Here is a 21147-nt window from a genome sequence, read left to right on the forward strand (position 1 = left end):
GTGGAGACAAGAGGACTGGGGAAAAAGTGTTCAGTGATCAGATATTGGAACTTCTCGATTTCCATATTAACGAATTAACGAATCGCGAAATTCAAACATGAATAATAATGGAGCTTTAGTAATTTCACTTGATTTTGAACTTCTTTGGGGTGTATTTGATAAGGTGAACTGGAGAGAGAAGAAGGGTTATTTTCAAAATACAAGAAAAATTATTCCGGAGATCCTGCACCTGTTTGAGAAATATGAGATATCATGTACCTGGGCAACCGTAGGCATGTTGTTTAATGAAAACTGGGATGAGTGGAACTACAATATACCAAAAGTACTACCAGATTACAATAATGAGAAACTTTCTGCTTATAGCTATGGTAAAACCATTCAGAGTAAAGAAACTGAGGGATTATGTTTTGCTCCTGATCTTATAAAAAGGATCAGGCAAACCCCGGGGCAGGAAATAGGTACACATACTTATTCCCACTACTACTGCCTGGAACCGGGTCAGACCCTAATTAGTTTTAAGGCTGATCTTGTAAAAGCCAGAGAATTAGCCAATAAATTTAGTATAGAATTTAAGTCTCTGGTTTTTCCCAGGAATCAGTACAATGAGGATTATCTGGATGAATGTAAATATATGGGTTTACGTGCAGTTAGAACTAACCCGGATGTTTGGTATTGGAAAAATACGCAGCAGGAAAGCCTGCAACAAAAAATATTTAGAACAGCGGATGCCTACCTTGGCTTCAATAATCGATCTTACCAAAAATTTCAAGATATCCATCCAGAGATTTTCGGGCAGAAGGCAAGCAGATTACTGAGACCTCATAGCGGGAAAATTTTACTGGATAAAGCACGTTTGAAAAGAGTAAAATCAGAGATGAGTTCAGCGGCTTTCAAGAAGGAGATCTATCATTTGTGGTGGCATCCTCACAATTTTGGTACTTACCCTGAAAAGGGTCTGGAGGAGCTTGAAAATTTGCTTAAGTTTTATATCAAACTTAAATGTAGGTATAATTTCTCATCTCTGAATATGGTTACTGTAGCTCAGAAAAAATTTAAGATTTGATGCAAAAAATCTTGAAAAATAGAAAATTTGCCTTTGACTAAAAAGGAGTTTCAGAATCATTTTTGCGTAGTTTTGGGCTCTTTTATGAAAGTGACCCGAAAGTTCATTACGGTAAGTTCTTTCATAATATTCACTAAGGGTTCTGTAGGTATTGAATTTGGATCGTAACTGAAAAATTTTATTTTCAGAACTCCACATAGCGCCTGAATGTTTACGGTATAGTGTAGGTTTTATATTTTCCAGAAATTTTCCATTACCGTAATTTCCTAGTAGGCTAACAATAAAATTATCTCCATTAAAAACACTGAAAAATTCTATAGGAAACTCCTTTATTACATTTCGAAAACACCAGGTGGAAATAGGAGGTTGTTCCCTCGCGCATTGTAATTCTTCGCTAGAAAAGTTTTTTTTCCATCTGTCCATGTATGGAGGAGTGGGTAAGTTTTTTTTCCCCTCATCGATTATAGCTACTTTATGATAGCAGAGGACTGTTTCAGAATGGGAGCTAAGGTAATCCACTTGCTTTTGAACTTTGCTGAGATCTGCCCAAATATCGTCTCCATCACAGTAGGCTATAAATCTTCCCTTTGCTGAATAGATATTATATAGGGCGTTAAAAATAGAGGTGGCTTTTGATTCTATTTTTATGTTATTTTCTCTATAATGTAAAAATAGTCTTATTTTTTCTGGATACCTTTCTGCATAAGAGATACAGACCTCTCTTGTTCCATCTGAGGAGCCATCGTCTCCTAGAAGAATTTCAAAAGGAAAGTCAGTTTCTTGTTTTAGAACTCCATTTAAACAGTCGGTAATAAATTCTACTTGATTGAATGTTGGGATGCATACGCTAAGTAGCGGAAATTCAGGGGTTTTATTCGGAAATTCTATAACTTTTTTTTTTTCAAAAACCCTTTTAAATTCTTGGAAATTCATTTATTGGAATGGCCTTATAAAGTATAATAACACCAAATATAAAATTTGAAAATGAGTATTCACTTTTTTTTTAATAAAATCTGCTCTTCTCTCCGAATATAGTAGGACTGGCCCATGGTAAAGTTTTACATGATATGGAAAAAAAGTACTTTTACCTAAATTATCATTATGCCTTTAAAACTCATTCGCGTCACAACAATCCCTCTGTCTCTTGAAAAACTTTTGGAAGGTCAACTTACCTATATGAGTGATCATTATGATGTGATTGCAGTTTCTGCTGAAAAGGATAGGCTGGAGAAATATGGTCTGAACAACGGGGTGAGAACCTTTCATGTTGAGATGACCCGGGAAATTACACCGGTTAGAGATATCAAGGCCCTCTGGAGGTTTTACAGTTTTCTGAAAAAAGAACAGCCTTTAATAGTACACTCACATACTCCAAAGGCAGGAATAATTGGAATGCTGGCTGCGCGAATGGCGAATGTCCCCATCCGACTTCATACTGTGGCCGGAATGCCTCTCATGGAAACCAAAGGTATAAAACGAAAGATCCTATTACAGGTTGAAAAATTGACATATTCCTGTGCAACAAAAGTGTTTCCTAATTCTCAAGGCCTGAAAAGTTTCTTGACCAGGGAAAAGCTGGTCAACCCGGGAAAAATTCAGGTCCTTGGTGAAGGGAGTTCCAATGGGATAGATACCGATTTTTTTGACCCTCAGAAGTTCTCAAGGGACAAGAGAATGTCAATAAGACAAGAGCTAAAAATACCTTTAAATGACATTGTGTTTATCTTTATTGGTAGATTGGTATCCGATAAAGGAATAAACGAACTGGTTCAGGCATTTATAAAGGCCCAAAAAGTACAGGAGAATTTAACTCTATTACTGGTGGGCTCCTTTGAACATGAACTTGATCCCCTTGATAATAAGAATATTCAGGCTATTGAGGAGCATCCCAAAATTAGAACGACCGGCTATCAGGAAGATGTGAGGCCTTTTCTTGCAGTAGCTGATGTATTAGCTTTTCCAAGTTATCGCGAAGGGTTTCCAAACGTGGTAATGCAAGCGGCCTCAATGGGGCTACCGGCTATTGTCACAGATATAATAGGGTGTAATGAATTGGTCGGGGACGAGAAGAACGGAATTATTATTCCGGTTAAAAATGAAGAGGCTTTACTAAGGGCAATGAACACTTTGGCCCGTGACCCGGAGTTGAGGAGAAGATTGGCTCTTAATTCCCGAAAGGAAATTGTAAGAAAGTATGAAAGAAAAGAATTCTGGAGGGAACTGTTAAGAGAATATAAAAAATTAGAATCTCAAAAACTGAAATCCTAACTTCGCCAACAATAATTGAAGGAAAATTCCGCTGAAGCAAGCATGTATAGAAGATATTTTAAACCCTTTATAGATTTTGTTATTGCTTTCATTGGAATTACAGTTTTGAGTCCTGTATTGGTAATATTTATTTTCCTACTGTCAATAGCCAATAAAGGAAAACCATTCTTTTTCCAGAACAGGCCTGGAAAGGGAGGGGAGATCTTCAAAATCATTAAATTCCGGACGATGACAGATGAAAAAGATATGCAGGGGAATCTTTTACCGGATTCTGAAAGGTTAACACCTGTCGGAAAATTGGTAAGGCAAACTTCTGTTGATGAGATTCCGCAATTGATCAATGTTATGAAAGGAGATATGAGCCTTGTGGGTCCCCGGCCCTTGTTACCAGAATACCTGATTTTGTATACAAAAGATCAAAGCAGGCGGCATGAAGTTAAGCCAGGAATTACTGGCTGGGCACAGGTTAATGGTAGGAATGCTATTAGTTGGACAGAGAAATTAAAGCTTGATGTATGGTATGTAGAGAATGTCTCTTTTCTGCTGGATCTAAAAATTTTATTCCAAACCTTTAAAAAAGTAATATTATCTGAAGGTATAAATACTTCCAATATGGCAACTACCGAACCTTTTAACGGAAAGAATTGATATGAACATTTATGGGGCAAGCGGACACGCAAAAGTCATTATAGGTATTATCCATTCACGTATGGAGAGTATAGATTATGTTATTGACGATAATAAAGCGATAACAGGTATTTATAATTATCCGGTTACACATAATCTTACACCGGATGTTTTGAGAAGAAAGACTATTATAGCGATAGGTAATAATGAGATCCGGAAAAAAGTTTCTGAAAAACTTAATTCCTCAATAAGTAAGGCCATAAGCCATGCTTCCTCTGTAGTAGACGTTACCGTGGAACTCGGTCAGGGCACAGTGGTCATGGCCAATGCCACCATTAATGCCGATACAATTATTGGAAAACATTGCATCGTTAATACGGGTTCGGTGATAGAGCACGACTGCTTACTCGCAGATTTTGTTCATATTTCTCCTAATGCTACTCTTGCCGGAGGAATACAGGTTGGGGAAGGCACTCAGGTTGGAACAGGAGCTGTAATCATTCCGGGTGTCAAAATTGGGAAATGGTGTACCATTGGTGCAGGTGCTGTGGTGATAGAAGATATTCCTGATTATGCTACAGTAGTTGGAAATCCCGGAAAGATCATTAAATTTAAAGACCAGTATGAAACAAGATAAGATCTGGCTTTCTTCACCGCATATGGGCGGAACTGAAAAAAAATATGTGGAGCAGGCGTTTACGGACAATTGGATTGCTCCATTAGGTCCTAATGTCAATGGATTTGAAGAGGATATAAAGAACTATCTTTTTTCAGACTCATTTTCCCATGGCGAGGTGGCCGCATTAAGCTCCGGGACTGCAGCTCTACACCTGGCACTGATATTGGCAGGAGTGAAGAGAGGAGATGAGGTCATTTGTCAAAGTCTAACCTTTGCCGCTTCAGCTAATCCCATTACCTATTTGGGAGCAACCCCTGTTTTTATAGATAGTGAAGAGGAGACTTTGAATATTTCCCCAATTTTTCTGGAGGAAGCAATAAAAGACAGGATAGCTAATGGTAAAAAACCGAAAGCTATTATAGCAGTTCACCTATATGGAATGCCATATAAAGTAGATGAAGTAAACAGGGTAGCGAAAACTTACGATATCCCTGTTATTGAAGATAGTGCTGAGGCTCTGGGAAGCTCCTATAATGGTCAAAAATGTGGCACTTTAGGAGATATGTCGATACTTTCTTTCAATGGAAATAAGATCATTACAACCTCCGGGGGAGGTGCTCTTATAACCAGAAATAGGAAACTCAAGGAAAAGGCTGTCTTTCTTGCAACCCAGGCCAGAGATGAGGCTCCACATTATCAACATAGCGAAATAGGTTACAACTACCGGTTGAGTAATATATCTGCAGGAATAGGAAGAGGTCAAATGGAGGTACTGGATCAACACGTAATCCTGAGAAGGGAAATGCATAACTTTTACCTGGACCTATTTGATAATGTTCCCGGGGTGAGAGTACAAAGAGAACCCGAAAAAGAGTATTTTTGTAATCATTGGTTAACAATTGTTCTCTCAGACGGAACGGTCGATTTTGAGGAATTGAGATTGTATCTGGAAAGTGAAAATATCGAATGCAGGCCGCTATGGAAACCTATGCACCTGCAGCCCGTTTTTGAAAAAGAATTGTTCTACGGGAATGGTGTAGCAGAAAAGGCCTTTAAAACAGGGTTGTGCCTGCCTTCAGGTTCTAACCTTGGAGAAAAAGAGAAAAGCAGGATAAGGACAGCTATCAAAGATTTTTTTGAGTTAACTTAAAATTTAATGTTCCAAATACGAATTTATGGGTAAGAGGTTAAATTACGCCCTAAAGCAGATCCTTTCTTCGGAAAGCAGATTGGATATTCGGAATATTAAATATTTGCCGCGTTGGGCGATTTTGGCCATTGATATTTTCATTATCATGGTTGCTGATGTTCTCACCATATTAGCACTGCAGGACCTTACCGATAATTTTTATGATTTCTTGTCTGCACCACAACGTATGGGGCTCGCGTTAGGTGTAAATATTGTCTATTTTATTGTATTTAGAACCTATGCTGGTCTTATTAGGCATTCCTCTTATGTTGATGCTTTAAAGATCATGCTGGCCTGTTTTAGTACCTTTTGTACCCTTCTGGCAATCAATTATGGGACTTATGCTTTGATTGGAGAGAAAATATACCTGGTTGCAGGTCTCATATTTTACTTTCTAGTTTCTTTTGCCCTTTTATTTTTGTTCCGGCTTACAGTCAAGCAGGTCTATGAATACTTCAAAAACACTCAAAAAAACCAGAACCTTCAAAAAGCTGTAATTTTTGGAGCTGATGAAAATGCGATTTCAATTGCAGGAGCCCTGGAAATTGAACATCCTAAAAGATTTGAGATCAAAGGGTTTATTACGAACGACAATTCCCGTCGGAACATTCGGATTTTAGGTCATCCTGTTATTTATAATGGTTTAAAAATAAGCCAGGAAGCTATTGCATTAGGTGCAACCGCCCTGATTCTATCTGAAAACACCCTCACCGCGGAAGAAAAATTTGCAGTAGTTGAAGATTGTCTTGAGCATGATATTAAGGTCTTTAATGCTCCTATTGTTTCCAGTTATGAGGATGAACAATCAGTATCCCATAAAGTGAAATCCCTTCAAATAGAAGACCTTCTCGACAGGGAGCCTATTTTGCTTAATAAGGAGAATAAAAAGCAACAACTAACGGGTAAGACTATCCTGGTTACAGGAGGTGCAGGCTCTATTGGTAGTGAGATCGTTCGGCAGGTGGCAGAATACAAACCTGAATTATTACTAATCCTGGATCAGGCTGAAACTCCATTACATAATCTACAATTGGAGATACAGACTAAATTTCCGTCTCTTAATTTCAAATGTATTATTTGTGATGTAGGCAATAAGAAGCGTTTGGAATTGCTTTTTAAAAGAAGGGAAATTGATGTGGTATATCATGCGGCAGCTTATAAACATGTGCCATTAATGGAAGAAAACCCACATGAGGCAGTTTTTGTAAACATTCTGGGAACTAAGAACCTCTCTGACCTTGCTGTCAAATATGATGTGGGACATTTCGTAATGGTTTCAACCGATAAGGCGGTGAATCCAAGCAATGTTATGGGAGCTTCAAAAAGGGCTGCAGAAATGTATGTTCAATCCCTTTACCATTCCTGTGAAAAGGATGGTGCAATAACGAAATTCATCACCACCAGATTTGGAAATGTTTTGGGTTCCAATGGGTCTGTAGTTCCTCTTTTTAGAAAGCAAATAGAGAAGGGCGGTCCCGTTACCATAACTCATCCTGATATCATTCGTTATTTCATGACCATTCCTGAAGCATGTCAGTTGGTGTTGGAAGCAGGAGCCATGGGAAATGGAGGGGAGATTTTTATTTTTGATATGGGAGAACCGGTAAAAATTATGGATCTTGCCATTAAAATGATTAAACTTGCCGGATACATTCCGAACAAGCAGGTAAAGATCAAGATTACTGGTCTGCGTCCGGGTGAAAAGTTATACGAGGAATTGTTAAGTGACAAAAGTAAAACCTTGCCTACACATCATAAAAAAATTATGATAGCAGAGGATCTTCCGGGAAATTATGAAGAGATCAATGCTGCTATTGAAAAGATAATCAGATCTGCAACGAAGTTAAAAGGGCATAGGGTTGTTGGAGAGCTAAAACAACTCGTGCCGGAATTTAAAAGTAATAATTCAGCATTTGAAAAGCTGGATAAGGCTTCTCCGGTGCATGATCAAAAGAAGAAAATCAGTTAGATGTTAAAACCAATTTATCCCCCCTATTTTTTGTCATTAGGATTTCTATTTAAACCGGTTCTTTTCTGTACAGTTTTGTTACTCCTATTGAGCGGCTGTTCTACTAAAAAAGAGATTTTATATTTTCAAAATATTGAAAGGATCCAGGGAATGGATGCTCCCGAAGATTTTGTTCCTGAGATTGAGGTGAATGATGTTCTAAGAATAGATGTCTCCTCACTTAATGATGAACTTGTGGAACCGTTTAAGATGGATATTAATTCCCAGAGCGGCGGAGGTAGTAGTGGAGGGAACAATGCTGCTCTTAACGGTTACCTGGTTAACAAGGAAGGTTTTATAAATTTTCCGGTATTGGGTGAAATTGAGGTAAGAGGGCGGACAAGAGGAGAAGTGGAAGACTTACTTACTTCGAAATTGAAAGAATATGTTACCGATGCGGTTGTAAGAGTACGGATTGTAAATTTCAAAATAACCATTCTGGGTGAAACAGGGAGTCAGGTAATTCAGGTTCCCGATGAAAGGATCTCTGTTCCGCAAGCTATTGCCATGGCGGGGGATATTACCTATGATGGAAAACGACATAATATTCTGGTTATAAGGAATCATGAAGGTAAATTAAATTATGAGCGGGTGGATCTTACTCAATCATCTATATTTCAAAATCCCTACTACTATTTAAAACAGAACGATATTGTATATGTGGAACCCACCTATCGCAAAGTAAAATCTGCAGGGTTTATTACCAGCTGGCAGGGGCTGGTATCCATTTTGACCACTGCATTCAGTTTGTTTATACTATTTAGCCGATAATCCATGGAAGAATTACAGGACTTTTCTGAAAAAGAAGAATCGAATTTTGACCTGAAGGCAGAGATCTATAAGTATCTGACACATTGGAAATGGTTGGTGTTGGGGGCATTCTTAGGATTAATGGTTGCGTTTCTTTATAACAGGTACACCATCCCTAAGTTTAATACAGAGGCATCTATGATGATCCTCGGTGATGAGGATAATAGTATTGTTGGTGCTTTGCCCTCCGGCGGGGGCTCAATATTGGCTATAGGCCAGAATTCATTAGACAACCAGATAGTAAAATTAAAATCAAAACGGCTTGTTGAAGGAGTAGTGGATTCTCTGGATCTTAATGTTTTTTACTTCATGGAGGGCAATATCATTGCTGTTGAGGCCTATAAAAGATCTCCTGTCAGGATTGAATTCTTATCCTCTCCGGAAGTTATAAATAATTCCCTTCTGGATTTTTATGTAACACCAAAAACATCGAATACTTATGTTTTAGAAGGAAAGTCAGAGGAATACTCTGAAGTTCATGAATTTGGAGAACCGGTTGGTGTGAGAGGTATAAAATTCAAAATCACCCCTACTGTTTCTCAAATTGAGGCTCAGAATACTATAAATATTCGACTTTGGCCGTTACGGGATGTGGCTGCTGATTTTATCTGGAGGATGAATATTTCTCCAAAAGGACAGGCAAAAGACATTTTATCCTTGTCTTTGACCGGAGAGGTTCCTGAAAAGACCCAGGATTTTTTAAATACCTTAATGCTTCACTTTAATGCTGATGGGGTAGCAGATAAGAGACAAGTGGCAGAAAGTACTGCAAAATTTATCCAGGATCGTCTTGAGCTGATCTCTCAGGAATTAGATTCTGTAGAAGGAGGAATTGCAGATTTCAAAAAGGAGAACCAGATCATGGATGTGGGGAGTAGCGCAGGCCAGTATTTGGCGAAATCCTCTATGGCAGAACAGGAAATCTTTACACTTGAAACTCAACTCCTGGTCATCAATGGTATAGAGGAGACGCTTTCTTCAGCTGAACCATACCAGTTATTACCTGAAGGTTTAGGTATGGAAGAAGGTGGTATAGGAGGGTCTATAACCCAGTATAATGATCTTATTCTTCAAAGGAATGCCTATTTAAAGACTGGGACCAGTAAAAATCCGGTGGTTGAAACAATCACTGAGCAACTGGATTCTTTAAGGAATAGCCTTCTTAAGAATATTGAGCAAACTAAAAGCACTATCAGGATACGTATCAGGGAATTAAGCCAACTTGAAAGGCAGGCTGAGGGCCAATTCAGTACTTTCCCCGGGCTTGAAAAAGGTATAAGAAGTATAGAACGACAGCAGCAAATTAAGGAGCAGCTTTATCTTTTTTTATTGCAAAGAAGGGAAGAAGCAGCAATATCTTTTGCAGCAACTTCTCCTGTGGCGAAGATAATCGATCCGGCGTATACCTACAATCAACCTGTTGATCCAAAACCCTGGCTTATTTTAACAGGAGGAGGTATTATAGGTTTTCTCATCCCGTTAATAGTAATTTTTACAATCAATTTTCTGGATACCAAGGTCCATCATAAAGGAGATCTTCAGCCACTTATAAAAGATATTCCTTTTCTTGGGGAAATTCCAAGAGTGACCTCCGAAGAAAATGAGGTAATACAGATCAACGACAGATCACCATTGGCCGAATCATTTCGGATATTGCGAACGAACCTGGCATATCTCGTGCAGTCGAGAAACAAGGAAAAGGCGGAAGTGATCTTTGTTACCTCTACGATAAAAGGTGAAGGAAAAACATTCGTGTCCTTTAACCTTGCAAGGACACTTGCCAGTACCGGGAAAAAAATCTTACTGGTTGGAGCAGATGTCAGGAATCCCAAGCTTCATAAATATTCTGAAGAAACTGTAGATACCAAAGGCCTTTCAGATTATTTATATGATCATGATGTACTTCCCCAAGATATTATTAATTCCACTAATCAGGACAATATTCAAGTCGATGTCATTTTTTCAGGAGCTATTCCTCCAAATCCGGCCGAATTGCTAATGAACGATCGTATGGAAGCTCTTCTAAAAGGTGTGGAAATGAATTATGATTTTGTTATAGTAGATACTGCACCTACTATGATAGTGACAGACACTTTGCTTATAAGTCAGTTGGCAGACACCACAATTTATGTGACCCGTGCAAACTATACTGAAAAAAAATTGCTTGATTTTCCAAAAGAACTCAAACAACAGGGAAAACTTAAAGGCCTTGCTATCGTATTGAACGATGTGGACTATTCAAAGTTCTCCTACGGTGCAAAGTATGGGTATGCTTACGGGTATGGATATGGGTATGGAGCAGATGAAGAAAAAGGCTCTATTATTAATCGTCTAAAAAAGCCTTTTAAGAAAAAGGTTTAAGAACTTCTTTGTTTCTTTTTAGAAGAGGTTTTATTTGATCGATTCGCTTATGAGACACTTTGGATAATTCAAGCTTTTCCAAATGCCTTAACTGATGCGTATCACTTCCTATAAAATCTATCAACTCGTTGTCCAGCAAATGAAAAGCTGCCTGTTGAATGTTTTTTCCATAATGGCCAAGAATACTTAACAGGTTTAACTGGAAATAACACCCTCTTTCTTTTAACTCTTCATATTTTTGAGTTGTCTTCCTGTGCATATAAACATATCGTTCGGGATGAGCCAAAATAGGGCGATACTGCTGGGTTTGTAGCTTGAACAATATTTCATTTAGGTTTATGGGTGCTTGGAAATACGACATTTCAACAAGTACATAATTTTCATGCAGGCAAAGTAATTTTTCTTTTTCCATTAGTTCCAAAAAAAACTGATCCATCATATATTCTGCGGCAGCTTTGATTTTTATGTAGGGCTTATTACTTTCGTCAAGAGCTGTTCTTACCTTTTTTAATGCTTCACCAATGGTCTGTGGATTATTGGGGTAATAATCATTCATTATGTGCGGAGTTGCAATGAACTCTGTCACCCCCAATTCTTCATATTTATTCAGAAGGTTCAAAGAATCTTCTAAGGTAGCTGCACCATCATCAATTCCCGGAAGTATATGATTATGAATATCTAAAAATCCCTCAAGCTCATCTTTGAGGAAAGATTTTTTCTTAAAAATGGAGAACATTTAAGCTGTATTTTGGATTATAAAATTACATATTTTATTCTGCTATATCCGGCGGTGTAAATAATATATTACATTTACCTGACCAATTATTTCAGGCATGATCAAAAAACTACCTTTTCTACTTTTTTTTGTCCTCCTTAACGCCAATTCTCAAACCATAGATTATTCTGCATCTGTTACCTTAGAAGGCATTATTTCTTCTGAAGAAAGTAATCCTTTTTGGTTATACACCAACCAACGGGGAAGAATTGATGAAATGACGGATCTTGCGGGTTGGGGAAATGTTTCCGGAAAATATTATCTAACTTCTGAGTCTTTTTTGGAAGCAGGTGCTGGAGTTCTTTACCAAAACGGGTATAGCGATGAAGTACAGTTAGACGACTATTATATTAAGTTCAGAAATTCCTGGTTAGAAACTTATGTTGGAAGAAAGCATAGGGAGGAGCTGTACAAAGGATTAAGTGCAACAAATGAAAACATTCTTTGGTCCCTCAATGCACGGCCTCTTCCGGGAGCTGGTATAAGAACAATTCGTCCTGTTTATTTCTGGAAAGAAGCCGGACTCGGTTTTAAAGCAGAATGGGAAGAGTTTCTGACCGATGATGAGCGCTATGTTGAAGATCTGCGGGTGCATCACAAAAGTTTCCATCTTGTCTTTTCCGGAATTAAGAATATAGAACTTATTGTAGGAGTACAGCACTTTGTCCAGTGGGGAGGGAATTCTCCGGACTATGGAAAATTACCTTCAGGATTTAATGATTATTTAAAGGTAATCCTTGGCCGTGAAGGGCAAAATGACGTTTCAGGTGAAGAAGCTAATGCACTTGGAAATCAATTGGGAAGTTATGAGATTTACTTGAATACCTCGATCTCTCACTATGATGTACAGTTCCTTTACAACACAATTTTTGAAGACAAATCGGGATTGATGCTTCGAAATACCCCTGATGGGCGGTACGGAGTATACATAGAGGATCGGGAATCGAATAAATGGATCTCAGCTTTTATGTATGAATATTACTATACCCGGAATCAAAGTAAAAACTTTCCAACTACTGATGGAAAGGATAATTACTTTAATAATAACCTTTACAGGTCTGGTTGGACCTATGAACACCGGGTCCTTGGGTTACCATTTATTTTGATGGATGCTGACAGGGAGCGAATCGGAGATAATAATATTGTGGCTCATCATCTGGGGATCGCAGGAAATGGGTTTTCACGATTTCCATATAAGCTTCTTGCGAGTTACCGTATGAATTACGGAGCTAAAGGTGGTACTTCCACGCCGAATGATGAAATTTTTTCCGGAATGCTTGATGTAAAACTATGGCAGGAATTTATGGATGTAAACCTGCAATTAGGAGCAGATTTTCACTCTTCAAGCACTAATATCTTTGGAGCAGGGTTAAAACTGAGCAAGCAGCTATTTTAAGAGGTTTTATTCATTTTTGAATAGAATAACATAGCTGAGGTAAATTCCGCCCACCGCGGCCAGGAGGAAGAATATAATTGCCAGTCCGGGGTAGCCGAAAATGGTGAAGGCAGAAGGAACACTCATCAACATGGCCGCACCAATGATCATCGCTGCTATGACCAATCCGAGTGTGATCCGGTTCGCCACTTTTTGAAAACCGTCTGTGAGGCTTTTTTCGTCTATGGCATCGATCTGCATCTTGAATTTATTATTTGCTAAATTTTCAGTCACCTTATTGATACGGGAAGGGAGATGTTCCAACAGGTTCTTTGATTCCAGCAGAACAGAAAATATTTCCTCTGGCGCAAAATCTTTGAGCATTTCGGTCTGCATGTGCTTATTGAGATATTTGGTGACCGATTCTCTTAAATCCAGTTCAGGAGCGAGAAAGGCTATTATTTGATCCATATTCAATAATATCTTTCCAAGAATATTTACATCTACCGGTAAGTGAATTCCATTCATTGCTGCACTACGGTTCATCTGAATCAGTAATTTGCCTGTTTGCATGTCCTTTGCAGTACTGTTCCGGTTTTCGTCTACCATTACCGCAACTTTTCTTCGGAAGGCTTCTACAGTTGCTTTTTCTGTTCTTTCACTCATTTGAAGCAGCGTATCAGCGATCTCTTCTCCATTATTTTTGCTGAGGCCCAATAAAAGTCTTAAAAGATTCTCCCGCATCTTCTTAGAAAACTGAGCGACCATACCCAGGTCTATCAGGGCTATTTTCCCGTTTTCCAGGAGATGAATATTTCCCGGGTGGGGATCTGCATGTACAAATCCATCTGAAACAATTTGTTGCAAATAAGCCTCGATAAATTCGTCCACCAATGCCTTATAATCTTCTTCTGTTTTTTTCAAAGGAGAAACACTTGTGACTTTTTTCCCTTTTACATACTCCATGGTGAGAACCTTGGAAGTAGTATAGTCGGGTATTGGTTGAGGGACGATGAGCCTGCGGTAAGATTTCAAATTTGTGCCTAAGGTGACAAGGTTGTTGGCTTCTCTCAAATAATCTAATTCCTGAAGCATGATACGCCGAAGCTCAGTCATGACATCATTTAAAGCATATTTCTTACCAACCTCTGTATGCTTAACCGCTAGTGCGGTAACCTCCTCCAGGGTGTTCAGATCTTCAAGGAATTTTTTTCTGATTCCGGGCCGTTGGACTTTTACTGCGACTTTTTTACCAGATCGAAGTTCAGCGATATGAACCTGCCCGATAGAAGCACTGGCGACAGGTTCTTCTTCAAAGTAATTAAAAGCTTTAGAGATCCTGTTGCCTATTTCATATTCCACGACTTCCCTTACTTCGTCAAAAGGAATAGTGGGTAGATCATCCTGTAGACTGGAAAGGGCTTGTAAATAGTCATCCGGCAAGAGATCTGGACGAGTAGATAAAAGCTGCCCCAGTTTCACATAGGTAGGTCCCATTTTCTTCAGGTCTTCTACTAATTCTTCAGGAGTCTGATCAAATTGAGAAATTTTTTCAGACTTTTCCTGTTCAATGGCATTGAGAGCAGTTTCATGTAAAAGGTCACTGTTCCAGTATTTTAGCATGAAACTGAGAAATTTTTGGTAACGTACGAGATTTTCGGGGAGAAAGGACATATTTTTCTGTTTGAAGGAAAAGAAATAATATTCTATTCTAAGATATATAATTCATTTTGAATCGAATTGAAATGGGTGTTTTATTAAGGAATATTTAAAACCTTCAGCAGCTGCAGAAAGGAAACACAGAATAAGAAAGAATTATCTAGACATAAGGTATTGAGGCTAAACTCCTTTGGAAGGAGGGACCTAAAAAACAGAAAAAAGGTTTGGAAGAAAGTATCTTTAAACATACATTTGCAACCGCAAAATATTTACAAGTTCATTGTTTTGCTGAGGAGAGTTGCCAGAGTGGTTAATGGAGCAGTTTGCTAAACTGTCGACGAGCAATTGTCGCGTGAGTTCGAATCTCACACTCTCCGCTAAGTGAATTCAAGATTCAGAGTTCTGAATTCAAGATTATTTTGAATTTTGAATTGCTTCGGGGTGTAGCGTAGCCCGGTTATCGCGCCTGCTTTGGGAGCAGGAGGCCGCAGGTTCGAATCCTGCCACCCCGACAAAATAAAGCCTTGTACGAAAGTGCAGGGCTTTTTTGTTTTAACCGAGACCCGAACTTGTTCGAGGTCGAAGGGTGAAACAAAAAAGACCGGGCAGGCGTCAGCCTGTAGGCTTTGTTTTAGTTCCATCCTCAGAGGATCACCGACCGCAGGGAGGTAATCCTGAAGTTAGAAGGACGAAGTGGGAAGTACGAACAAAGGTTCCTTCCAAAAAAAGTTCTCCAAAATGACATTTTTGACACCTTAGGACCAACAAAAAAGACCGGGCAGGCGTCAGCCTGCAGGCTTTGTTTTAGTTCCATCCTCAGAGGATCACCGACCGCAGGGAGGTAATCCTGAAGTTAGAAGGACGAAGTGGGAAGTACGAACAAAGGTTCCTTCCAAAAAAATGTTCTCCAAAATGACATTTTTGACACCGCAGGTCCAACCAAAAAGACCGTGCAGGCGACAGCCTGCAGGCTTTATTTTAGATCCACCCTCAGAGGATCACCGACCGCAGGGAGGTAATCCTGAAGTTAGAAGGACGAAGTGGGAAGTACGAACAAAGGTTCCTTCCAAAAAAAGTTCTCCCAAATGACATTTTTGAGGCCGCAGGGCCAACAAAAAAGACCGTGCAGGCGCCAGCCTGCAGGCTTTATTTTAGTTCCACCCTCAAGGATCACCGACCGCAGGGAGGTAATCCTGAAGTTAGAAGGACGAAGTGGGAAGTACGAACAAAGATTCCTTCCAAAAAAAGTTCTCCAAAATGACATTTTTGACACCCAAGGATCAGCTGCTACAGGTAATAATCAATACCTGGTTTACAAGGCAGTCCCTTCCATTTTAATTAACTTTACTGAAACTCAATTCTTGAAAGATTTTCCAAAATACCAGGACAGATTTGATAAGCTCAAGTGCTGTATTCTTATTCCCACGTATAACAATGCAGGGACCTTGAAGAGAGTGGTTGGCGAAGTACTGGGGTATACAGAAAATGTGCTGGTGATCAACGATGGTTCAACAGATAACACCTCTAAAATTCTCGAGGATTTTTCGGGTGTGGAAAAATTGGAGATCCCTGTAAATAAAGGAAAAGGAAATGCCCTGCGCCTCGGATTCAAGGCAGCTGAGCTGATGGGCTATAATTATGCTATTTCAATGGATTCTGATGGTCAACATTTTCCTGATGATCTCCCTGTGTTTTTAGATGCCTTGGAAGAAAGACAACCAACTGACCCGGATCTTCTTGTAATAGGTTCCCGAAAAATGGATCATCCCAGTGTGCCGGACAAAAGTAGCTTCGGGAACCGTTGTTCCAGTTTTTGGTTCCAGGTAGAAACGGGTGTGGATCTTCAGGATACGCAATGCGGCTACCGCTTATATCCCTTAAACACCGTAAATCATCTAAACCTCACTACTTCACGCTTTGAACTTGAAATTGAAGTGATCGTAAAGGCTGCGTGGGAGGGAGTTGATGTAAAAAATCTTCCGGTAAAAGTTCTTTATGATCCTGAAGAAAGGGTTACTCATTTCAGGCCTTTTCAAGATGTAGTTCGAATTACCCTTCTCAATATCTGGTTCGTCTTTGCCGCCTTCTTCTACATTTACCCCCGGAATCTTCTGAGGAAATTACTTAAAGAAAAGGATTTGGAAGGGGTTCCAAAAAAGCCATTTTCGGATACTAATTATCCGATGGATTAATTAGAGTTTTTGACAAACAAGAAGGATCTTTTGATTGTCTTTTTGGGTGGTAAAAAACAGGTAATACTCGCCGCCATCTTTGAGTTTAAATTGCTTTTTAAGGGCTTCAACTGTTTCCGGAAAGTTGCGGGTTGAAATATTAGCTTTTTGGAGATCAAGTTCTTTCTTGATCACTTTTTTCTTATAGAGAAGAGACTGTAGGATCCGGAATTTTCTTCCCGGAAAATCTCTTGGTTCTTTGGAAGTGTATAAGTGGGTATTGGGATGTAATTTCAGAACCTTATGATCACGACCAACTGTATCAAAAAGGCCACTCTTCATGATAGCTGCATTAGGTTCGTATAAATAATCGAGTGGTTCGCTATATTTTGATTCCGGCTGCTCCCCGAAATAACCGGAATAGACTTCTTTTTCAGCTTTTTTGAAGTTAATGGAGTGAAGTTTAATTTCTCCTGAAAATCCCTTTTTTAGAACCCACACCAGCTCTTTTACATCATTATCAACAGCAACTACATGGATTTCCTTTACATGTTCCAGAGATTGAATGCCCGCCTGTAAATCCAGAAGGGGAGAGGTTTTGAGCAGTATACTATCCGTTTTTTGCCAAAGCAAAGGAAGCGCAGCCGGAACATCCGGAAGACAATCAGAAAGGTGAAATACTCTTCCTCCGCCTTCATCCCTCCGGGAAGGATCAATAAAGATCCAGTCAAAGTTCTTTTGACTGCTTTTAATAAACTCTATTCCATCACCATGGAACGTTTGCAGATTATCGGCGCCTAACACTTCGGAATTATGACCAACGAGTTCAGAAAGTTCCTCATTCAATTCGCAATGGACAACCTGCTCAAATCTTTTACTGAAGAAAAAAGAATCGATTCCAAAACCGCCGGTGACATCCACCAACGTTTTTCCTTCCACAAGAGAAGCTTTGTATTCCGCAGTTATTTCAGAAGAGGTCTGTTCCAGATTGAGAGTGGGAGGGTAGATGATGCCCTGAGTTTTAAACCAGGTTGGCAACTTTTTTTCAGCCTTTCTTTTACCGGTGAGCTGAATAGCCAATTCCTGCGGACTAACCTCCGAAAAAGGGCTTCCCTTCAGAATAATTCCTGAAATGTCTTTTTTGTAATTCTTTTCCAGAAATTCCTGAACCTCTTTATTTAAAAGTGCTTTGTTCAAGATCAGAGGTCTCTGGTGAGTCTTTTTACGATCTTGTACTCGCTGAGGGATTCTTTTGCCACCACTTTAATAGCAGTATAAAAAGGTACTGCCACAACCATCCCTATAATTCCCATCGTGAGGCCTGCTACCAGGATTACCAGAAAGATCTCAAGCGGGTGAGAACGTACACTGGCGCCAAAAATAAGTGGTTGATTGATAAAGTTGTCGATCAATTGACAAATTCCGTAGCCGGCCATCACGTATGCCAACTGCGGAAGGATGATGGTTTGGAAATCCGCTCCCAAGTTACTGGAGATCACGAAAAGAGCGACTAAAATTCCCGCAATGATTGGTCCAAGGTAAGGAATGATATTCAGGAATGCACAAATAAAGGCTATTGCAATAGGGTTGTTGATTTCAAATATGGAAAGCAGAATACTGTAGAGAACAAAGAGAACAGTGATCTGAAGGGTTAGTCCCACGAAATAACGGGAAAGCAAGATCTTGATCTTATTAAAAACTCGCTGGAATTTTTCCTCATGTCCCTGGTTTGCAAATACCAGGAAACTGTTTAGCATCAGTTTGCTGTCTTTCAAAAAGAAGAAGGAAATGAAGATGATTGAAAAAATGGCAATTGCAATGGCTCCTAAAATTCCGAAAAAGCTATTGAGATAGCGCGGAATAGTGGTAATATCGAAGTTGCGAACAAATTCGGTCTGTTTGATTCCTTCTATGATGTCTATTTCTTCAACCCCCAGGTAATTGTTTATCTGTGCGTTCAGCTCGTTCAGATCACGCGTAAAGGCATCCATGTCGATCTGACCCAGGTTTTTGCTTTGTTCTACGACAATAGGAATAAATATCGTTATGAGCCCAATGAAACTGCAGAGCACTAACAGCAACACGATCACCACGGCGATCTTGTTGGGGATCTTCATCCGATTCCTTAGAAAGATCACAACCGGCCTTCCCACCAGGGAAATAACTCCGGCAATTGCGATGTAAATCAGAACAGATTGGATCTCGTATAAAAAGTAGAGGAGAAAGGCAACGCCAACCAAAATGGCAATAGCCCTTAGTATTCCGTAGGATAGTTCTTTTGCGTTCACGGAGTAAATATATTATTTCTTACAGAACTGGAGGCAGAGTTTTAGTAATTTCAAAAAGGCTGATCCCTGCAGCTTGTGCCACATTCATGCTGCTATTGCGGCCAAACATAGTAATGTGGATCTTCTGCTGAACCTTTTTCAGCACCTCTTCATTTATCCCCGAACGTTCATTCCCAAGCACCAGAGCTACTTTTTTGAACTGGCTATAATCCAGCGATTCCACGGGAATGCTGTCAGAAGTGATCTCCAATGCCAGAGTGAAATAATTCCTTTTTTGAAGATCTGTAAGAACTTCCAGGATCTCTTCTCTTTCCTCAAGTGCAACTTTTTCTATGGTCGCTCTCGCAGTTCTTCTCAATCGGTTACTACCAAGGTCAATTCCTACACTTCCGCATGAAATTATCTTTTCCACGTTGAAGGCGTCGGCAAGTCTAAAGAGGCTGCCAAGGTTTGCCGGACTTGCTATACCGTCCAGAAGAATAATGATAGGAAATTTCTTTTCAGAAAATTCAGTGTCGGAATGAGTCAGCTGCATTAGTTTTCAAATACGTATTTGATGATATTCGCACCCATCCGCAGCGCTTTCAATCTTACTTCAGGTGGATCGTTATGTACCTGTTCATTTTCCCAACCATCGCCAAGATCACTTTCATATGTAAAAAGGCAGATAAGGCGGTCTTTTTCAAATAAACCATAGGCCTGAGGTTTTAGTGCATCGTGCTCGTGGATTTTTGGAAGCCCATTCGGAAAAGGAAAAGCACTGGAAAAAATAGGATGGGAGGATGGTAATTCTGTTAATTCCTTATCAGGAAAGACCTTTTTCAATTCCCGACGAATATATTCATTCATTCCGTAGTTGTCGTCAATATGCAGAAAGCCGCCACTGAGAAGATAAGTACGCAGGTTTTCGACATCTTCTTCGTCAAAAAAGACATTTCCGTGGCCGGTCATATGAACGAAGGGATATTGGAAAATATCTGTGCTTGAAGGTTCTACAGTCGCCGGTTTCGGTTCCAGGGAGGTGTGAATATTCTCGTTGCAAAACTTTATAAGGTTAGGAACCGAGGTGGGATTCCCATACCAGTCACCGCCGCCTTTATACTTTAGTACGGCGATCTCCTGGGCCTCTGCAAATACCAGCCCTCCTAGAAATGACAACAAGAAAATCACTTTTTTCATGTTCTTAAAAATAGGAAAAAAAGGAGCTGCCGGCGAAATTATTCCTCCTCATTAATTAGAGCCACCGTGTGGCAAGCAACTATTGCGGCTGTCTCTGTACGCAGCCTGCTGTTGCCAAGGCTAACCGGTTTCCAGCCATTTTCTAAAGCAGTTTTGATCTCCTGGGGAGAAAAATCTCCTTCGGGACCAATAAGAATAGTAACATCTGAATTTATATGAACGCTTTTAGACAGCAGCATCCTTGGCTGATCTTCCTCACAATGGGCGATAAACTTTTGCCCTTCGAACTCGGCTTTGAGGAAGTCATTGAGTGCTACAGGTTCGTTGAGGATCGGAAAATGAGTGTGCAGAGACTGCTTCAAGGCACTTTGAATCACCCTTTCAAATCTATTGATCTTTACAATTTTTCTTTCACTGTTATCACAAATGACCGGGGTTATTTCCTGAATACCTATTTCAGTAGCCTTTTCCAGGAACCATTCGTATCGATCGTTCATTTTGGTGGGTGCCACAGCGAGGTGGACACGGTAAGGCGGAGCCGGTTCTTTTTCAGCATGTATAATTCGGGCGGTGCATTTATTTACATCGGCAGCAATGATCTCAGTCTCGAATAACCAGCCCTTTCCGTTGGTCAAATGAAGCTTATCTCCTTCCATCTTCCGCAGGACCTTTACAATGTGCCGGCTTTCATCGCGGGAAAAAACTACTTCGCGGTCACCTTCCCTGATCTCACTGTGAAAAAATAATTGCATAGA

General features: G+C 39.7%; 18 protein-coding genes and 2 tRNA genes. 12 read left to right on the plus strand and 8 right to left on the minus strand.

Annotated features, from left to right (window positions below):
- The first annotated feature begins 97 nt into the window (after positions 1-97).
- Entirely contained in the window at positions 98-1063 is a 966-nt protein-coding gene (locus ACNORC_RS11665; protein ID WP_418335822.1) for a polysaccharide deacetylase family protein, read from the plus strand.
- On the opposite strand, the gene ACNORC_RS11670 is transcribed toward ACNORC_RS11665, so the two are convergent.
- On the minus strand, positions 1016-1996 hold the full coding sequence (locus ACNORC_RS11670; RefSeq protein WP_418335823.1) for a glycosyltransferase family 2 protein: 981 nt from the start codon (positions 1994-1996) through the stop codon (positions 1016-1018). The genes ACNORC_RS11665 and ACNORC_RS11670 overlap by 48 nt on opposite strands.
- 168 nt (positions 1997-2164) lie before the next feature.
- Here ACNORC_RS11670 and ACNORC_RS11675 point away from each other — a divergent pair, with 168 nt between their 5' ends.
- The 7 genes from ACNORC_RS11675 to ACNORC_RS11705 are packed head-to-tail and all read left to right on the plus strand — an operon-like array spanning position 2165 to position 10945.
- Complete coding sequence (locus ACNORC_RS11675) at positions 2165-3331, plus strand: glycosyltransferase family 4 protein (protein ID WP_418335824.1); 1167 nt, start codon at positions 2165-2167, stop codon at positions 3329-3331.
- Between the two features lie 42 nt (positions 3332-3373).
- Positions 3374-3979 carry a sugar transferase gene (locus ACNORC_RS11680; RefSeq protein WP_418335825.1) on the plus strand — a complete coding sequence of 202 codons (606 nt, stop codon included), beginning with the start codon at positions 3374-3376 and terminating at the stop codon, positions 3977-3979.
- 1 nt (position 3980) lies between these two features.
- Entirely contained in the window at positions 3981-4595 is a 615-nt protein-coding gene (locus ACNORC_RS11685) for an acetyltransferase (protein ID WP_418335826.1), read from the plus strand.
- A complete protein-coding gene (locus ACNORC_RS11690; RefSeq protein WP_418335827.1) occupies positions 4582-5727 on the plus strand; it encodes a DegT/DnrJ/EryC1/StrS family aminotransferase in 1146 nt (381 codons plus the stop codon). The genes ACNORC_RS11685 and ACNORC_RS11690 overlap by 14 nt, the downstream gene beginning before the upstream one ends.
- Positions 5728-5752: 25 nt before the next feature.
- On the plus strand, positions 5753-7735 hold the full coding sequence (locus ACNORC_RS11695) for a polysaccharide biosynthesis protein (protein ID WP_418335829.1): 1983 nt from the start codon (positions 5753-5755) through the stop codon (positions 7733-7735).
- Complete coding sequence (locus tag ACNORC_RS11700) at positions 7736-8545, plus strand: polysaccharide biosynthesis/export family protein (RefSeq protein ID WP_418335830.1); 810 nt, start codon at positions 7736-7738, stop codon at positions 8543-8545.
- A gap of 3 nt (positions 8546-8548) precedes the next feature.
- A complete protein-coding gene (locus tag ACNORC_RS11705; protein ID WP_418335831.1) occupies positions 8549-10945 on the plus strand; it encodes a GumC family protein in 2397 nt (798 codons plus the stop codon).
- On the opposite strand, the gene ACNORC_RS11710 is transcribed toward ACNORC_RS11705, so the two are convergent.
- Complete coding sequence (locus ACNORC_RS11710) at positions 10929-11681, minus strand: tyrosine-protein phosphatase (protein WP_418335832.1); 753 nt, start codon at positions 11679-11681, stop codon at positions 10929-10931. The genes ACNORC_RS11705 and ACNORC_RS11710 overlap by 17 nt on opposite strands.
- Positions 11682-11778: 97 nt before the next feature.
- Between ACNORC_RS11710 and ACNORC_RS11715 the strand changes: the two genes are divergently transcribed.
- Positions 11779-13116 (plus strand): capsule assembly Wzi family protein, encoded by a 1338-nt coding sequence (locus ACNORC_RS11715; RefSeq protein ID WP_418335833.1) that lies wholly within the window; start codon positions 11779-11781, stop codon positions 13114-13116.
- A gap of 6 nt (positions 13117-13122) precedes the next feature.
- Here the strand turns inward: ACNORC_RS11715 and ACNORC_RS11720 are convergent, their stop codons facing one another.
- Positions 13123-14769, minus strand: coding sequence for an ABC1 kinase family protein (locus ACNORC_RS11720; protein WP_418335834.1), 1647 nt, complete (start codon positions 14767-14769; stop codon positions 13123-13125).
- A 277-nt stretch (positions 14770-15046) separates the two neighbouring features.
- On the opposite strand from ACNORC_RS11720, the gene ACNORC_RS11725 reads away from it, so the two are divergent.
- The 3 genes from ACNORC_RS11725 to ACNORC_RS11735 all read left to right on the plus strand — a co-directional run bounded on the left by ACNORC_RS11725 (position 15047) and on the right by ACNORC_RS11735 (position 16946).
- Positions 15047-15131 (plus strand) — tRNA-Ser (locus ACNORC_RS11725).
- A 60-nt stretch (positions 15132-15191) separates the two neighbouring features.
- Positions 15192-15266, plus strand: a tRNA-Pro gene (locus tag ACNORC_RS11730).
- 573 nt (positions 15267-15839) lie between these two features.
- The gene (locus ACNORC_RS11735) at positions 15840-16946 is read left to right on the plus strand and encodes a glycosyltransferase family 2 protein (protein WP_418335835.1); all 1107 of its coding nucleotides are present in this window, start codon (positions 15840-15842) and stop codon (positions 16944-16946) included.
- On the opposite strand, the gene ACNORC_RS11740 is transcribed toward ACNORC_RS11735, so the two are convergent.
- Genes ACNORC_RS11740 through ACNORC_RS11760 form a run of 5 tightly spaced genes read right to left on the minus strand, consistent with a single transcriptional unit; the run spans position 16947 to position 21144 of the window.
- The gene (locus ACNORC_RS11740; RefSeq protein ID WP_418335836.1) at positions 16947-18122 is read right to left on the minus strand and encodes a class I SAM-dependent methyltransferase; all 1176 of its coding nucleotides are present in this window, start codon (positions 18120-18122) and stop codon (positions 16947-16949) included. It lies immediately after the preceding gene.
- A gap of 2 nt (positions 18123-18124) precedes the next feature.
- Complete coding sequence (locus ACNORC_RS11745; RefSeq protein ID WP_418335837.1) at positions 18125-19213, minus strand: AI-2E family transporter; 1089 nt, start codon at positions 19211-19213, stop codon at positions 18125-18127.
- A 19-nt stretch (positions 19214-19232) separates the two neighbouring features.
- A complete protein-coding gene (locus ACNORC_RS11750) occupies positions 19233-19748 on the minus strand; it encodes a TrmH family RNA methyltransferase (RefSeq protein WP_418335838.1) in 516 nt (171 codons plus the stop codon).
- Positions 19748-20392 carry a DUF4159 domain-containing protein gene (locus ACNORC_RS11755; protein WP_418335839.1) on the minus strand — a complete coding sequence of 215 codons (645 nt, stop codon included), beginning with the start codon at positions 20390-20392 and terminating at the stop codon, positions 19748-19750. The genes ACNORC_RS11750 and ACNORC_RS11755 overlap by 1 nt, the downstream gene beginning before the upstream one ends.
- Positions 20393-20430: 38 nt before the next feature.
- Entirely contained in the window at positions 20431-21144 is a 714-nt protein-coding gene (locus ACNORC_RS11760; protein WP_418335840.1) for a 16S rRNA (uracil(1498)-N(3))-methyltransferase, read from the minus strand.
- Between the last annotated feature and the right edge of the window lie 3 nt (positions 21145-21147).

Origin of the sequence: Salinimicrobium soli (assembly GCF_048323655.1) — a bacterium.
Taxonomy (GTDB): domain Bacteria; phylum Bacteroidota; class Bacteroidia; order Flavobacteriales; family Flavobacteriaceae; genus Salinimicrobium; species Salinimicrobium soli.

Coding starts and splice junctions, on each gene's coding strand:
- ACNORC_RS11665 (WP_418335822.1), top strand. CDS start 98: ATGAATAATAATGGAGCTTTAGTAATTTCACTTGATTTTGAACTTCTT.
- ACNORC_RS11670 (WP_418335823.1), bottom strand. CDS start 1,996: ATGAATTTCCAAGAATTTAAAAGGGTTTTTGAAAAAAAAAAAGTTATA.
- ACNORC_RS11675 (WP_418335824.1), top strand. CDS start 2,165: ATGCCTTTAAAACTCATTCGCGTCACAACAATCCCTCTGTCTCTTGAA.
- ACNORC_RS11680 (WP_418335825.1), top strand. CDS start 3,374: ATGTATAGAAGATATTTTAAACCCTTTATAGATTTTGTTATTGCTTTC.
- ACNORC_RS11685 (WP_418335826.1), top strand. CDS start 3,981: ATGAACATTTATGGGGCAAGCGGACACGCAAAAGTCATTATAGGTATT.
- ACNORC_RS11690 (WP_418335827.1), top strand. CDS start 4,582: ATGAAACAAGATAAGATCTGGCTTTCTTCACCGCATATGGGCGGAACT.
- ACNORC_RS11695 (WP_418335829.1), top strand. CDS start 5,753: ATGGGTAAGAGGTTAAATTACGCCCTAAAGCAGATCCTTTCTTCGGAA.
- ACNORC_RS11700 (WP_418335830.1), top strand. CDS start 7,736: ATGTTAAAACCAATTTATCCCCCCTATTTTTTGTCATTAGGATTTCTA.
- ACNORC_RS11705 (WP_418335831.1), top strand. CDS start 8,549: ATGGAAGAATTACAGGACTTTTCTGAAAAAGAAGAATCGAATTTTGAC.
- ACNORC_RS11710 (WP_418335832.1), bottom strand. CDS start 11,681: ATGTTCTCCATTTTTAAGAAAAAATCTTTCCTCAAAGATGAGCTTGAG.
- ACNORC_RS11715 (WP_418335833.1), top strand. CDS start 11,779: ATGATCAAAAAACTACCTTTTCTACTTTTTTTTGTCCTCCTTAACGCC.
- ACNORC_RS11720 (WP_418335834.1), bottom strand. CDS start 14,769: ATGTCCTTTCTCCCCGAAAATCTCGTACGTTACCAAAAATTTCTCAGT.
- ACNORC_RS11735 (WP_418335835.1), top strand. CDS start 15,840: ATGACATTTTTGAGGCCGCAGGGCCAACAAAAAAGACCGTGCAGGCGC.
- ACNORC_RS11750 (WP_418335838.1), bottom strand. CDS start 19,748: ATGCAGCTGACTCATTCCGACACTGAATTTTCTGAAAAGAAATTTCCT.
- ACNORC_RS11755 (WP_418335839.1), bottom strand. CDS start 20,392: ATGAAAAAAGTGATTTTCTTGTTGTCATTTCTAGGAGGGCTGGTATTT.
- ACNORC_RS11760 (WP_418335840.1), bottom strand. CDS start 21,144: ATGCAATTATTTTTTCACAGTGAGATCAGGGAAGGTGACCGCGAAGTA.